The 15,526-nt window shown below is 53.2% G+C and carries 14 protein-coding genes; 12 read left to right on the top strand and 2 right to left on the bottom strand.

All coding sequences use genetic code 11. The annotated features are described in order from the left end of the window. The first annotated feature begins 48 nt into the window (after nt 1-48). The gene (locus IPI29_04430; protein MBK7411785.1) at nt 49-1,239 is read left to right on the top strand and encodes an aminotransferase class I/II-fold pyridoxal phosphate-dependent enzyme; all 1,191 of its coding nucleotides are present in this window, start codon (nt 49-51) and stop codon (nt 1,237-1,239) included. 71 nt (nt 1,240-1,310) lie between these two features. On the opposite strand, the gene IPI29_04425 is transcribed toward IPI29_04430, so the two are convergent. Together IPI29_04425 and IPI29_04420 are read right to left on the bottom strand one after the other, a co-directional pair. Continuing rightward, entirely contained in the window at nt 1,311-2,156 is an 846-nt protein-coding gene (locus IPI29_04425) for a hypothetical protein (protein MBK7411784.1), read from the bottom strand. Continuing rightward, entirely contained in the window at nt 2,153-3,127 is a 975-nt protein-coding gene (locus tag IPI29_04420) for a ligase-associated DNA damage response exonuclease (protein MBK7411783.1), read from the bottom strand. Before IPI29_04420 ends, IPI29_04425 begins: the two co-directional genes overlap by 4 nt. A 212-nt stretch (nt 3,128-3,339) precedes the next feature. On the opposite strand from IPI29_04420, the gene IPI29_04415 reads away from it, so the two are divergent. The 11 genes from IPI29_04415 (at nt 3,340) to IPI29_04365 (ending at nt 15,486) form a co-directional block, all read left to right on the top strand. Beyond that, nucleotides 3,340-4,419: an ATP-binding protein gene (locus IPI29_04415; protein MBK7411782.1), complete on the top strand. Its 1,080-nt coding sequence runs from the start codon at nt 3,340-3,342 to the stop codon at nt 4,417-4,419. A gap of 39 nt (nt 4,420-4,458) precedes the next feature. After that, nucleotides 4,459-4,977, top strand: a complete 519-nt coding sequence (locus IPI29_04410; protein ID MBK7411781.1) for a tetratricopeptide repeat protein — start codon at nt 4,459-4,461, stop codon at nt 4,975-4,977. 60 nt (nt 4,978-5,037) lie between these two features. Beyond that, the gene (locus IPI29_04405; protein MBK7411780.1) at nt 5,038-5,337 is read left to right on the top strand and encodes a hypothetical protein; all 300 of its coding nucleotides are present in this window, start codon (nt 5,038-5,040) and stop codon (nt 5,335-5,337) included. Nucleotides 5,338-5,402: 65 nt separating this feature from the next. After that, on the top strand, nt 5,403-7,298 hold the full coding sequence (locus IPI29_04400) for a hypothetical protein (GenBank protein ID MBK7411779.1): 1,896 nt from the start codon (nt 5,403-5,405) through the stop codon (nt 7,296-7,298). After that, a complete protein-coding gene (locus IPI29_04395) occupies nt 7,295-8,209 on the top strand; it encodes an NADH-quinone oxidoreductase subunit H (protein ID MBK7411778.1) in 915 nt (304 codons plus the stop codon). Before IPI29_04400 ends, IPI29_04395 begins: the two co-directional genes overlap by 4 nt. 2 nt (nt 8,210-8,211) lie before the next feature. After that, on the top strand, nt 8,212-8,841 hold the full coding sequence (locus IPI29_04390) for a hypothetical protein (protein MBK7411777.1): 630 nt from the start codon (nt 8,212-8,214) through the stop codon (nt 8,839-8,841). Between the two features lie 6 nt (nt 8,842-8,847). After that, the gene (locus IPI29_04385; protein MBK7411776.1) at nt 8,848-10,287 is read left to right on the top strand and encodes a hypothetical protein; all 1,440 of its coding nucleotides are present in this window, start codon (nt 8,848-8,850) and stop codon (nt 10,285-10,287) included. Continuing rightward, complete coding sequence (locus IPI29_04380; protein MBK7411775.1) at nt 10,284-11,783, top strand: NADH dehydrogenase subunit; 1,500 nt, start codon at nt 10,284-10,286, stop codon at nt 11,781-11,783. The genes IPI29_04385 and IPI29_04380 overlap by 4 nt, the downstream gene beginning before the upstream one ends. A 9-nt stretch (nt 11,784-11,792) precedes the next feature. Next, nucleotides 11,793-12,563, top strand: coding sequence for a 4Fe-4S binding protein (locus IPI29_04375; GenBank protein ID MBK7411774.1), 771 nt, complete (start codon nt 11,793-11,795; stop codon nt 12,561-12,563). Beyond that, complete coding sequence (locus tag IPI29_04370; protein MBK7411773.1) at nt 12,560-14,161, top strand: SulP family inorganic anion transporter; 1,602 nt, start codon at nt 12,560-12,562, stop codon at nt 14,159-14,161. Before IPI29_04375 ends, IPI29_04370 begins: the two co-directional genes overlap by 4 nt. After that, entirely contained in the window at nt 14,158-15,486 is a 1,329-nt protein-coding gene (locus IPI29_04365; GenBank protein ID MBK7411772.1) for a hypothetical protein, read from the top strand. Before IPI29_04370 ends, IPI29_04365 begins: the two co-directional genes overlap by 4 nt. The last annotated feature ends 40 nt before the right edge of the window (nt 15,487-15,526 follow it).

Genomic DNA, 15,526 nt, shown 5'->3' with positions numbered 1-15,526 from the left:
GCGAATAGCGAATAGCGAATAGCGAATACAGAATGAAGTCAGTGGCCCATGACGAAGTCATGGGAAAGAGAACAGCGAATGATCACTTCGAATATCAGAACTCAAATAGAGCAGACTGAAGAACACGAACACTCGACGCCATTATACATGACGTCGAGTTTTGTGTTTGATGATGCCGAGCACATGCGTGCCTTGTTCGCAGAGGAGCAACAGGGCAACATCTACTCACGGTTTACGAATCCGAACACCACGGAGTTTGTAGACAAGATGGTGGCGATGGAGGGTGCAGAGGCCGGTGTTGCCACATCGACTGGGATGGCTGCTGGATTTGCCTCGATCATGGGACTCCTGCGTTCGGGAGATCATATCGTTGCATCGCGTGCAGTGTTCGGCAGCACACATGCGCTGCTTACACAGTTCTTGCCGAGGTGGGGGATCACGCATACGTATGTGGACATCGACAACAATGCGCAGTGGGAGGAAGCCATCACGGCATCAACCAAGATGCTGTTGGTGGAGAGTCCGTCAAACCCGGGGTTGGAGATCGCAGATCTTGAATTCCTTGGACAGCTTGCCGCACGTAGGAATGTGATCTTGAACGTTGATAACACGTTCGCTACGCCCCTTCTTCAACGACCTATAGATCACGGCGCTCATATCGTCTGGCACTCGGCAACGAAGTGGATAGACGGTCAGGGTAGGGGGCTTGGTGGCGTAGTGGTCGGACGTGCCGATCTTCTCCGCGAGATCTACCTCTTTGCGCGCAACACCGGCCCAACGATGTCGCCATTTAATGCATGGATGTTCTCCAAGAGCCTGGAGACACTCCACGTCCGTCTGGACCGACATTGCTCCAATGCCCTTGCCGTAGCGCAGTTCCTTGAGTCGCATCCAAACGTTGAACGTGTGATGTATCCCTTCTTGACCTCACACCCACAACACCAGGTTGCAAAGCGCCAAATGAAGCTTGGTGGCGGGCTCGTCTCCTTCACGCATAAGGACGGAGCAGAGGGGGCTAAACGTTTCGTTGATCGTCTCCATTTGGCATCCATCACAGCCAACATCGGTGACACACGAACCATCGTTACGCATCCCGCTACATCAACACATGCGCGCCTCACCGAAGAAGCACGTCAAGCCGTCGGGATCACCCAAGGCATGGTACGTCTCAGCATTGGGTTGGAGGATGTTGGGGAGATTGTGGCGGATATCGCACACGCTCTTTTGAATAGCGAATAGCGAATAGCGAATAGCGAATAGCGAATAATTTAGTAGCCCACGACATAGTCGTGGGATTATGAATAGCGAATTCATTCGATCGTATCAACGTCCGCCAAGGCGCGATCTGGTAGCCACTCCACGAGGCGGGCGCCATGGAGTTTGATGCCGCTCTTGGTTCGTGTTGATGGAACGATCTCTGTATAGGCGATCTCCATGATGATTCCGATCGAAACCCAATGGGTGGGGCCGAATTTCTCAACGGTGCGTTGGGTTGCCAGACCTTCTACGATAACGTTGATCTCCGCGTTGAAGGTGTTGGGGATCTTGGCAAGGGGCACATAGATCTCGCCCTTTTTAACGCCGACGGTGAAGTGACTATATGTCTGTTGTCCGATGCTTTGTGCCTTATGGGCATAGAGGAGGGTTGTGATCATACGGTGCTCTGTGGTCTCGATCACTTCCGCGCGTTCTTCAAGTGGAATCTCGTTGCGAATTGGCCGAGAACCAACGATGATGCGGGCAAGGACGGTGCGTTCCCAGACGGAACACTCGTGCAAGAGCGTGAGGATCATGTCTGAGCGAGAACGTAGATCCTTGATTTGGATCGATGTGAGTGTTTCGATCATCGACGGCAATGAACGTTCGCAGTGAGAATCCGATCTGGGCAGAAGGAGAGCTGACGTTTCGGCGAGCGTACCGCCAAGTGTTCTTGATGTGTCGATGAGCCATGAGGGGAGTGCCATGTGGGACGAGATCATTGTTGCCAGTTGGCGCGGACGCATCACCTGCAGACTCAGTGATCCGTTGATCAAGGACATTGCCAGAGTTGCGGTCTCCACGGATGCAGATGCAGCATAATGATCGATCATCGTGCGCATCACGTTCGGTCGAGACGTGCGTTCGAGGTCTGCGCAGAGTTCGGCGAAACGTCTCATGTGGTAAGCACCTCTGCAGACCTGCCTCGCTCGCGCAGGTACTGCACAACCTCTGATGCAAAACCGTGCGTGACGATGATGTGTTCTGCCTCTGTTTCATCAATGGTTCTGTGGAGATCATCCCAATCAACGTGATCACTAATGACGAAACCTGCGCCTGAGTTTCTGCGTCTGCCGGGCTCTGTTGCAGTCCATCCCGAAGCAAACGCCATTTCTACACCGGCTGAACGTGCAGCAGGTATGGTGCGTAGGTCATTCGGTCCGGCGGCAAGGATCAGCCCCCTCATCAACTTCTCGTGAGACATGGAGTCTGATAACACTGACGTTTCGGCTACTTCAATGCCCGACGTACGAATACACACATTTGCAGCATGGATTCCCGCACTGACGGCAAGGGGCAGGTGGTGCGCCAGGAGTCCGATCAATCTCTGCGCCTTTCCGAGTGAATACACCTGAATGGCACTGGCAATTCCGCAGGAGGCATTGGCAGCATGCCATCGTTTGATATCCGATACCACATCTTCATCTGACGGCCAGTGGTAGATAGGCAGACCGAACGTTGATTCCGTGATGAAGGTATCACAACGCAGTGGTTGGAAGGGGGCGGCATACGGATCACGTTGACGTTTGTAGTCGCCCGACACGACCCAGACCTCACCGTCAGCTTCCACTCGGATCTGTGCAGAACCGATCATATGTCCGGCAGGGAAGAAGGAGACTGAGACGTCGTGCATCGTAAGAACCTCGCCATACTCCACAGCCTGGGTTGAGATGGACCGTGAGATCCGATGATGAAGGAGCGGGACCGTATCACGATGAGCGAGGTAGTGCTTCATTCCCGGACGGGCATGATCACTATGGGCATGGGTGATCACGGCCCGTTCTACTGACCGCTGAGGATCGATGTAGAAGTCGCCCCGTTCACAATACAACCCACGATCTGTGAGGGTTAGAAGTCCGGAAGAGCCCATGAGAGCCAAGATACGAGCCGTTTTTTGCTCATTCGAGTTTGGTGAACTTGGAAATGTGAGCAACGCCTCATTAAATTGTGAGCAATGCCTCACAAACCAGATTCGCATTGATGTATCAGCGAAAACTTGTAGACGTGATTCGAACGAGAATAAATGAACCTCGTGTATTCATGCAGATCGTACTTGGACCCAGGCAGGTGGGGAAGTCGACGATGATGCGTCAGGCGGTTGAGGATCTTCCATTTCCATCGGTGACGATATCGGCCGATGAGCTGGGAGTGATCGGTTCAGCGTGGCTCCATGACCATTGGAGCAAGGCCCGATTGTTGGCACAGGCACATGGTCGCTGTGTTTTGGTGATAGATGAGGCACAGAAGATCCCTAACTGGTCCGAGACTGTAAAGAGGCTGTGGGATGAAGACACGTCTACTTCTGTAAATCTCTTGGTTGTGCTTACGGGCTCATCCACTATGCTTTTACGAAAAGGGCTGTCTGAAAGTTTAGCGGGACGCTTTGAGGTATTGCGTGCTCATCATTGGTCATGGAGCGAGATGCGTGATGCATTCAACATCACTCTTGATGACTACCTCACGTTAGGCGGTTATCCTGGCCCGATGAAGCTGCTTCCTGATAGCGAGCGGTGGCTTCTCTATATCAAAGAGTCGATCATTGAAAGTACTCTTGCACTTGATGTACTTCAACAAGAGAGAATCGACAAGCCGGCATTGTTGCGAAATCTCTTTGTCCTTGGCACATCACTGACTTCAAAGATCGTTTCACTGCAAAAACTACTTGGCCAGTTGCAGGATTCAGGGAATGCTGCATCTATAGCACATTATCTTGAGCTTCTCCGTGATGGAGGTCTGTTGTGTGGGCTACAGAAATATGCAGGCACAATTGTGCGGAAACGATCGGCGAGTCCAAAGCTCCAGTCATATGCACCTACTCTCTTCAGCGCTGTGATGGGTATGGCTAGTTCTCATGCAACATCGAGTGCACTGTATCGTGGTCAAATGGTAGAATCGGCAGTTGGTGCACACCTCCTGCAGCTCGCCAGTACAGCACGAGCTGAAGTTCAATATTGGCGCGAGGGGAGATTCGAAGTTGATTTTGTTGTTTCTACACCAACACAACGAGTACTCGTCGAAGTGAAGTCCGGCAATATTCGTGATGCCTATGCAGGCGCAACCGCGTTCAGGAAACAACACGGAGACACACGCTTGATCGTAGTAGGTAGCCCAGATCATCCTTTAGAAAATGTGCTACAGTACGGTCTGTCCGATCTATTCTAGCCTCTTCCACCTCTCACACGAAGTCCGTATTCTCGTATCATGAAGTTCACACTCATCGTCCTTGCCGTAGTGTTCACGTCGGCCATTGTCATTGCTCAAGACGAGCAAGACCAGATCCAAGAGCTTTTTGGAAAGGGGCTCAATGCCTTCAACAAGGGCAATTATGGTGAGGCTGTGGTGTTCTATACGCGGTGTATCGAGCGCGACTCGTTAACGATGAACGTGTGGTTCAACAGGGCGTCTGCCTACCTCAGACTGCGCGAGTACGGGAATGCGAAGTCGGACCTCGACCATATTCTTACCATCCAACCCGAGCTTCTCAACGCACGAATGCAGCGTGCAGTGGTCCATGCAGAGATGGGGCTGGTGCAATTGGCGTTCAGTGACGTATCGGATGTGATCAAGCAGGACAGCACCTTCCCCAAGGCATATCTGCTGCGGGGTCGGTTGAGATTGCGGTCCATGCAGGACACCATGGGCGCATGCGATGATCTCAAACATGCATTCGCAGCTGGTGATAGTACAGCGCTTCGATATATGCCTGAAAAATGTCGGTGAATGTAAAATAATCGTTGTGTCATGTCGTGTGACAACCCTTACAATGTAGTTTTGTCGCAGATGAAGATCATCGTAACACTCCTTCTTGTCTCCCTTGGTCTTGCATTTGTCGTACCGACACCTGCAAGTGAGACGGTGTGTGTGCGAGGCAATGGTGTTGCTACATATCAGGCTCACCTCCATGTTGGAGCTGTTGAAGAGATCGATCTTGAGACGGATGCTGAGATAGAGATCGAGATCACGGAGCTACCTCAATCGGTTGTGTATATCACCGATGAGATCCGATCAGTTTGTTCTCCCGAACCCCATACGAGTAGTCGGGTTCCATTATATATCCAGGTTCGAACCCTGTTGATCTAGGGTTAGCTGCACCCCCAGCCCCCTACCAATTCCTCTTTTATACCCCTTCAGAACGGGAATAGACCATGCGTCCAACCTTTGTGGTTGCGTGCGTCGTGTCTCTCGTGATCGCCATTGTAACAAGTGTTCCTGCCGTATCGGTTTTGATGACCGGTGTGGCGTGGAAGGCTGACATTGGCTCTGTCACGTATGTGGCCGACAGCCTGAGCGCCTTTCTGGTGCTTGTAGTGAATGTTGGAAGTGTACTCGCCGCCCTCTACGGCGTTCGGTACTTGGCCGATGATCCATATAAACGCTCGGTCACCGAGGTCATCCTCCACAACGTCTCCTTCGTTGCCCTTCATGCGGCGATGATCGGCGTGTTGATCACGTCCGATCTCTATAGTCTGTTCTTCTGCTGGGAGGCGATGTCTATTGCCTCCTTCCTTCTCGTCCTGCTCGACGCGCGTCAGACAAAGGTGCGGCATGCAGCACTGCGATATGTCCTTCAGATGCACCTAGGGGCAGTGGGCATCTTGGTTGCCATCGGGCTGGTGTCCGTATCCATGGGCGGCGTCTCCTTCGCTCATGTTCACGAGTATGCCGCAACTCATCCTGCATGGATGGTGCTGCTGCCCCTTGGCGTCGCATTTGCCATGAAGGCCGGATTGTTCCCCTTGCATTCGTGGTTACCGGAGACACATGCTGCTGCTCCATCACATGTCTCCGGACTGATGTCGGGCGTTATGATCAAGCTTGGTGTCTACGGTCTCATACGTTTCGGATTGCTTCTCGGACCTTCCATGGAGTTGGGCTCTGTCCTCCTCGTGCTTGGGATGATCACAGCACTCTTTGGTATCGCCAACGCCATCACGCAACGGGATATCAAGAGACTGCTTGCGTATTCAAGCGTTGAGAACATGGGACTCATCGTGATGTCCGTTGGAATGGCATTCATCGCCCGCAGCATCAATGCCCCAATGATAGAGACGGCAGCTTGGACTGCAGTTGTGCTGCACATCACGCACCATATGCTGATGAAGGCAGTGTTGTTCCAAAGTGCAGGCAACATTCTCCATGGAACACACACCCGCGACCTCAATCATCTAGGCGGATTGATCCACACGATGCCGGGAACAGTGAACCTCCTGCTCCTGGGGGCTCTAGGGATCAGTGCATTGCCTGGCCTGAGCGGCTTTGCCTCGGAGTTCCCGATGTATATGGCAGGGATCGATGCCATGATGACAGCCTCGAACGTGATCAGCATGCTTGGCGTGTTCTCCGTTGTCACACTCTGTTTGGCAGGGGGCATGGCCATCATTGCCTTCACAAAGGCCGTTGGCATCGGAGCATTGGGTACTGCGCGTACACAGGCTCCGGTGAATGCACATGACCCTTCGCTGTTCACGCGCTTGCCACAATGGATGGCAGTTGTCGGTGCATTGGCAATAGCCGTTGCGCCCGGACTGACCATCCGTGCTCTGTCTGGTGCGATCTATACTGTCTCCGGTCACACCATTCCCGAACACCTGCTGTCTACTCTCGATAGCGTTGGGATAGGCCAGGCCGTTCTGATCGGAGTGATCGGTTTTGTGTGGATGCTGCGTCGGTGGGCGATCTCTGCAAAGCCCCTTTCACATGGTCCTACATGGGGATGTGGATTCACGGAAGGTGATGCTCGGGTTCAGTACACGGCCACGACCTATGCGAACAGTACGGTTGATATCATGGGGCCGGTATTGGATGTGAATGTCACGTACCGACAGATAGCTCCCGCCGACATGTTCCCGCACTCTCGCACCTATCATACGGAAGAACACGATGCTGTTGCGAACAAGGTGATCGACCCGTTGGCAGTGCGTATCGAACGGGCTTTGCGTGCCTTAGCCGTTCTTCAGACAGGGAACATGCGATCGTACATCATGTATGCCTTTGTCTTCATCATCGCCGTTGTTGTACTGACGCTAGCGGAGGTTCTATGATCGCCATGCCGTTTATGCTCGTTGTAGCGTTCTTGTTCATCGGCATCGTCAGCAGGACAAAGAGTCTCCTCGGTGGACGTCAGGGTCCCGGACTCCTTCAGCACGTTCGTGATGGTATCCGCCTCTTTAAAAAAGGAGCTGTGATCAGCACTACAACAAGCGTAGTGTTTCGTTTGGCACCTACCATCTCCTTTGTGACCATCCTCCTGGCTTGCACACTCGTGCCGTTTGGTGCGAGTCCGGCGCTCTTCTCCTTCAGTTTTGATGTTGTTGCCTTTGCCTATCTGTTGGCCCTTGGCAGGTTCGTGATGATCCTTGCAGCACTTGATACAGGGAGCCCCTTTGAAGGGATGGGAGCGAATAGGGAAGCGATCTACGGCATGTTGGTTGAGCCGGCGTTCTTTGTGCTCTTTGGGTCGCTGGCCATCCTCACCGGTCACACGTCATTCACAACACTCTTCTCCGCGCTCCATCTTGGAATGGGTGGTGTCTCCATCTTGATCTCTGCGTTTGCCGTCTACGTGATCCTTCAGATCGCCATGGTAGAGAGTTCGCGTCTGCCAGTTGACGATCCAAAGACACACTTGGAGCTAACGATGATCCATGAAGTGATGATCCTTGATCACAGTGGATTCGACCTTGGACTCATCATGGTCACGTCGAGCATGAAGTTCGCTCTCTTCGGACTCCTCCTGGCAAACTTCCATCTTCCTCCGAATGTGCCGCTCTGGATGCAGATCGGAATTGCCCTTGCGGTCAACATCATCTTCGCCTGCACAGTGGGCGTATTGGAGTCGTTCCGTGCCCGCAACAGAATGAAGCGCAATCCGCAGTTCATCCTCACGCTCACGTCCGTTGCCGTGCTCATCTACTTCTCGGTTCTCATCCTCACGAACAAACTGGTGCTCTGAACATGGAAACCGTCTTTATCATCCTGTTCGTACTCACGCTTCTCTATGCAGGCATGGCCGACCGCATGAAGACGCTGGTGAACATCCTTGGCGTGCAAGGTCTGTTGCTCTTTGCAACGGCCTATGTAGCCCTTCATAGCGTGGACGTGCTGAATCTCTCGTTCATTCTCGTTGAGACCATTCTCGTAAAGGGGCTCCTCATCCCGCTGATGTTGCTGCGAACGATCCGCAAGAACGGGATCGTACGAGAGACCAATCCAACGGTGACGCACTTCCAGTCGCTACTCGTCGTAACAGTCATCATCGTTCTCAGCTTCATCCTTGCCAGCAATATCCACCAAGAGCACCTGCGCGTAGGATACTTCACGGCCTCGGTCTCGGCGGTCTTTGTTGGACTCTTCATCGTGATGACGCGGGTGAAGATCATCACCCACATGATCGGATACCTCATCCTAGAGAATGGGATCTTCCTCCTCTCACTTGCAGTGGGGAATGAAATGCCTCTTGCGGTGAACACGGCGATCCTGCTCGACCTTTTGACCAGCGTGCTGTTGCTTGCCTTCCTTGTTGACAAGGTGGGCGAGACCTTCCAAACGGTGGACGTGCACGACCTAAACGAACTCAACGATTGATCGCCAATGGACACCCTCATGCATCCTTATGTGTTCTTCGCCGGAGCTGCGATCATTGCCGGACTGCTCATCGTGATTCGTACGATGTCGGCGCAGGTCGTTCTCTTGGCCTCCTACATCGTCCTTCTTGCCTCACTGACGTGGCATGAGTTCACAACACTGAACGTGCTAGAGGGGCTATATCTCAAGGCAGACCCGCTCTCCGTGATCCTGCTTTCCGTTCTGACGATCCTCGGTGCCGTTGCAGCCTTCCAAGGTATTCTCTACTCAAAACAACGCGATGATTCGATCAAGCACCTTGCATTACACAATGCTGCGCTCGTTGGCTTCCTCTCTATGCTCGTTGGAGTTTATCTGTCGCGTCATATCGGTCTGGTATGGGCCTTTCTTGAAGCCTCAACACTCACTGCTGCGGTTCTGATCTATCATAACCGAAACCGCAACTCTGTTGAAGCAACCTGGAAGTATGTCTTCGTATGCTCCATCGGGATCGCCATTGCGTTCGCTGGCATCCTTTTCCTCAGCATTGCCGGGAGCGCTACGGAGGCACATGATCTGTCGTTCGAGGCATTGCGCACCGGCGCTCACCTCATGGATCCAACGTGGCTCAAGATCAGCTTCCTGTTCTTGCTTGCCGGATTCAGTGTCAAGCTCGGAGTGGTGCCTCTCTTCAATGTCGATATCGATGCGAAGGATGCAGCCCCCTCACATATCTCGGCCCTCCTTTCGAGTGTGTTGATGAATGCCGGATTCTCGGCCGTGTATCGCATCTACTCCGTCTTCAGTGATACATCGATACGTCCTTGGCTCAACAGTGTGTTACTTCTGTGCGGCACGCTGAGCATTCTTGCGGCAGCAGTCTACATCCTAAAGGTGAAGAACCTCAAGCGACTTTTGGCATACTCAAGCTTGGAACATGCTGGTATCGTACTCATCGCCGTTGGTTCAGGGGCCTGGTTCGCCGCTTTGTTGCATCTGGTGTTGCATTCATTTGCCAAGTCGGCCATGTTCCTTCAGTATGGCCACTACTTCCGCCTTACGAAGTCCAAGAAGATCAATGCCGGAGGTGATTACATCGCACTCCATCCGGCTGGGGCCGGTGTGTTCATCATCGGACTCTTGGCACTCTGTGCAGTACCGCCAATGGGAACGTTCCTCAGTGAGATGCTTGCGCTCACAACACTACTTGGAACGGCATGGTGGTGGTGGGCACTGATCATCATCCCACTCCTTGCAGTGATCCTTTGGGCAATGACGAAGCGCATTGGCTCCATTCTCTATCGTCCGCAGCATCAAGCGTCGTCGAATGGTCGTCGTGCAACACGGTCCATGGCTTTCGAGACCATCCCGCAGTATGCACTTCTCTTTGTTGTTATCTGGCTCGGATTCTTTGCTCCGCCAGCTGTAGTCGATTTCCTTCACCGTGCATCGATCCTTCACCCATGATCACGATCAATCACCTTCCGCTCAGAGTTGCATTGGATGCGATCCCGATAGCGACCGTTACCGAGGCCTGTTCCGAGATCGGCGCGTTCCTCAGCGCTGATTCTGGTCGACATGTACTTCACATGATCGGTATTCCGCACACTGAGGGGCTTCGCATCGTCGTGATCCTGGCCGATGATCATGCCAATAGCGTGTTGTTCACATCGTACGTTGTTGGCAATGGAGTTATCGTCCCCTCGTTGACGACATCACATCCGCAGATGCACATCTTTGAACGAGACCTTTGGGAACGTCACGGTGTGCAGTACGCCGATCATCCATGGTGTAAGCCCGTTCGCTATCCCATGAACTCATCTCACAGGAAGTCGATCGATGACTATCCGTTCTTTCGACTGGAAGGGGGCGAATCTCATGAAGTGGGTGTGGGACCGATCCATGCTGGAGTGATCGAACCCGGACACTTCAGATTCCAATGTACAGGCGAGGATGTTGTCCATCTCGAGATCAAACTCGGATACCAACATCGCGATGTGGAAGGGGAACTCGAGCGAGCAACAAGCTCATTGCAGCGAAGTGTACTCGCAGAGTCTATCGCCGGAGATACCACGATAGGTCATGCATGGGCTCATGCAATGGCAATGGAGCAGCTTTCCGGTGTGACCTGTGACGCAATCACAGAGCATGAACGTGCCATTGCCCTCGAACTCGAACGGATGGCTATCCATGTTGGTGATCTTGGAGCACTGTCATTGGACGTAGCATGGCAACTTGGCAGTGCATACTTCGGTGCCCTCAGAACGCCCCTTATCAACTTCTTCCAATCGTGGTGTGGCAATCGTTTTGGAAAGGGGCTCATCCGACCCGGCATGAACAGGTTCACCCTTGATGCCGGACTCCGCATTTCGATGCGGCGGATGTTGGATGCGTTCGAAGCGAAGTTTACCCCACTTGCCAATGAGATGTTCGCACTCCCAAGCGTGGTTAGGCGCTTTGAAGGGACTGGCATCGTGACGCACGCTCAGGTAACGTCGATCGGTGCCGTTGGGATGTCTGCAAGAATGTCTGGTCTAGGACGGGATATCCGTCGATCGCACCCGCATGGTTCCTATGCCGGTCACAACGATCTAGGAGCGATCGAACGGGACGGAGACGTCCTTGCGCGTGCTGTGATCCGACGCAAGGAGGTGGATAGATCAATGAAGTTTATCCGCGTCTTGCTCGATGAACTCGATCAAATGCCGGTAGTGGAGTCGCGGACGATTACATCTGCGCCGGCGCCAAACATACTTGTTGTGAGTGCTGTTGAAGCATGGCGTGGTGAATTGGTCCATGCGGCCATTACGGGCCCAGACGGACAGATCGAAACGTACCGCGTCAAGGATCCTTCAATGCACAACTGGTTCGCACTTGCCTTGGCTGTGCGCAACAACGAGATCAGTGACTTCCCGATATGCAATAAGAGCTTTGACCTTTCCTACTGCGGTCACGATCTCTAAGGAACCACCATGGTATCATCACTCAAGATCCTCGCAACAACCGGTCGGCAAACGATCCCTGACGTGACCACGGCTTCACTTCCGGAGAGTTTCCGCGGAAGACCCGTGATCTCCGAATCATCGTGCGCGAGCGGATGTACTGCATGTTGGGATACCTGTCCAACATCGGCGATCGTCATCACAGACAACCATGTCTCTCTCGATCTGGGAGCATGTGTGTTCTGCGGAGAATGTGCGGATGTCTGTCCCGAAGACAAGATCACCTTTACGAATGACCATCATCTTGCCAGCAATGATCGCTCAGCTCTGATCATTGCTGAAGGTGACCGCAGCGGCATAACACTCGATCCTGCATTAGTTCGCGCAGAGATCGTGTCCACCTTCGGATCATCGCTCAAGCTCCGCCAGGTCTCAGCCGGAGGATGCAATGCTTGTGAGTTGGAACTCAATGCCTGTGGTAATGTGAACTTCGACATGGGTCGGTATGGCATCGAATTCGTTGCCTCTCCACGTCACGCAGACGGGATCGTGATCACCGGACCGATCTCACTCAACATGAGTGAGGCCAATCAGATCTGTCACGATGCGATCCCTGATCCAAAGGTTGTGATCCTCACGGGAGCCTGCGCCATCACGGGCGGGATCTTCGCCAAGAGTCCGGCACTTCAACGCGCCTATATCGACACGCACAATGTAGACCTCTACGTACCCGGATGTCCGCCGCATCCACTCACGTTCATCAATGGCATCCTCACCATGATCCGGAGCAGACGAACATGAACAACCTTTTCACAACTCTGCGCTCCACCTGGCGCGCAGATCTCATCAGCGGCTTCCTTGTCTTCTTGATCGCACTTCCACTCTGTCTTGGCATCGCCTCGGCGAGTGGGTTCCCGCCTATAGCAGGGATCATGACGGCAGTGGTAGGGGGCTTATTGGTCACCTTCCTCGCCGGTTCGGAGATGACGATCAAGGGTCCGGCAGCCGGTCTCATCGTCATCGCCCTCGGCGCTGTTGAAGAGCTTGGTCGGGGTAATGCCTTTGATGGATACAGACTCGCACTTGCCGCCATCGTGGTTGCCGGAGTGCTCCAGGTGGTGTTTGGGATCTTGCGTTCGGGAGTACTTGGCGACTTCTTTCCAACCTCTGCGGTCCATGGCATGCTGGCGGCCATCGGCATTATCATTATGTCCAAGCAGATGCACATCCTGCTTGGTGTAAAGCCGGAGGGGAAGGAGCCCCTTGACCTACTCGCGGAGATACCGAAGAGTATTGCGAACATGAATCCGGAGATCGCGATCATCGGTGGTATCTCGCTTGTGATACTGTTCACACTGCCGTTGATCAAGAATCGATACATACGAATGGTGCCCGGACCCATGGTGGTGTTGCTCGTTGCCATTCCACTAGGGATGGCATTTGATCTTGGACATGAACACACCTACCTCTTCCTTGATCATCATTCCTACACTCTTGGACCGAGGTATCTCGTCACCTTGCCTGCTGACCTCATGAGCGGGATTGTGTTCCCCGACTTTTCACAGGTGTTCTCCCTAACATCGATCAAATACATCATCATGTTCTCTCTTGTTGGGAGTATCGAATCGCTGCTGAGCGGAAAGGCGATCGATGGGTTGGATCCGCAACATCGTAAGAGCGATCTCAACAAGGATCTCGTTGCAGTTGGTGTGGGAAATACGGTGAGTGGACTTATCGGCGGACTTCCTATGATCTCTGAGATCGTCCGTAGTAGCGCAAACGTGAACAATGGCGGTAAGAGCCGCTGGGCCAACTTCTTCCATGGGGCCTTCCTACTTTTCTTTGTTGCACTCCTGCCCGACCTCATCCACAGTATTCCGATGGCCGCCTTGGCTGCGATGCTTCTCTACACTGGTTTCCGATTGGCTTCGCCCGTTGAATTTGTGAAGATGTACAAGGTTGGGAAGGAGCAGATGGTGATCTTCCTCGTCACGATCGGTGTTACGTTGGCAACAGATCTCTTGATCGGCATCGCCGTTGGTATTGCAACGAAGTTCTTCATCCACCTGCTCAACGGTGTTCCTCGGGAGTCGATCTTCCGACCGTTCCTTACCATTAAAAAGGAGGGGGACGCAACATATGTCATCGATGTCTCACACTCAGCGGTCTTCTCAAACCTCATCTCGCTGAAAAAACACCTCGAAGAATTGGACCGTGATCACGATCTTGTGATCGATTTCTCGAATACACGGCTCGTTGATCATACCGTGATGCACTATATGCACATACTTGAGCATGACTACAACGTGCGCGGCAGATCCTTCATCGTCCGTGGACTCGACGAACACGTAGCTTTTTCCAGTCACCCTGCAGCGACCCGCAGAAAGCCCTACGCATGAAAACACTCGTCCTTGCGATAGCTCTTACCGTAACGTCCGCACACGCTCAGGAAATGAAGTGGTATCTCTCGGCCGATAGCACACGGTGGGCTAAACTGAACGTTACGGCGCAGGCCTGGCTTCGCTATACTGATGCGAACCCCGGTACTCTGGTAGAACAAGAGCCGCGTAATAGCATCGTGGACATTGGTCTGCGCAGAGCCCGATTGCAGTTCACAGCGCAAGTAACAGACAGAGCGTTGCTCTACCTGCAGTACGGACTGAACAACTTCAACTCGGCCTTTGCCATCGGCGGTAATCGCAAGTATCAAGCGTTCTTCCACGACATCTTTGCTGAGTACCGTGTGTCTGAACATAACGAAGCGAAGCTGGGTTTAGGACTCACGATCACCAACGGTCTTTCGCGCTTCTCACAGCCTAGTATTGGTACGATCATGACCACGGACGTTCCGGTGTTCGCGCAGACAACCGTGGATCAGACCGATGAATTCTCCAGAAAGCTCAGTGCAACGATCAGGGGGCAGATCGGCCCCATCGACTATCGTTTCGCACTTTCCGATCCCTTCCCGATCTCGTCAAATGGCAGCACTCCGCCACCGTTGTCGGCAAACGCGAACTTCACGCAATACGGTCACCGACTCCAGACACAGGGATATGTGATCTGGCAATTCCGTGACCAGGAGCCCCATACCACTCCGTACATGACCGGCACCTATCTCGGAACACGATCGGTCTTCAACATCGCTGTAGGGGGCATCTATCAACCAAAGGCGATGTGGCGCATCACTCCCACTGGCGATACGGTCTACGATGACATGGCTCACGTAGCAGTGGAGAGTTTCTACGATGCACCGATCGACGAACTCGGCACAACTCTCTCTGCCTATGCTGGGTTCTTTCACACAGGGTATGGAAAGAACTACCTGCGATTTAACGGCATCATGAACCCCGGTACCGGAATAGCAACGCAAGGTGTTACACCAACGCCGATCGCCGGCGCCGGATCGGCATATGGCAATGCTTTTCCGATGTTCGGTACGGGCAACATTGTCTATGCACAGTTCGGGATCTACATGCCCCATATCATGCCCGGGAAGACCGGATTGATGCCCTACATCAGTGCGAGCTATGCATCGTATGACAGGCTCGACGGACTTGCCTGTATTGTGGGTAATGCCGGAGCTTCCTGGATGTTGGACGGACATCGCAGCAAGATCTCGATCGATATCCAGAACCGACCAACGTACGGAGAGACAACGACTGGTGTTGTGGTGAAAGGGGCTCGGCAATGGCAAGCCCTCATGCAATATCAATTGAGTCTCTGACACTGGCTATCTTCGTTGACGACAACGAAGAAAGGGCCGG

The sequence above is a fragment of the Ignavibacteria bacterium genome (genome assembly GCA_016707005.1).
Taxonomy (GTDB): Bacteria; Bacteroidota; Ignavibacteria; order Kapaibacteriales; family Kapaibacteriaceae; genus UBA10438.
This window is presented reverse-complemented; position numbering and strand designations above follow the sequence as displayed.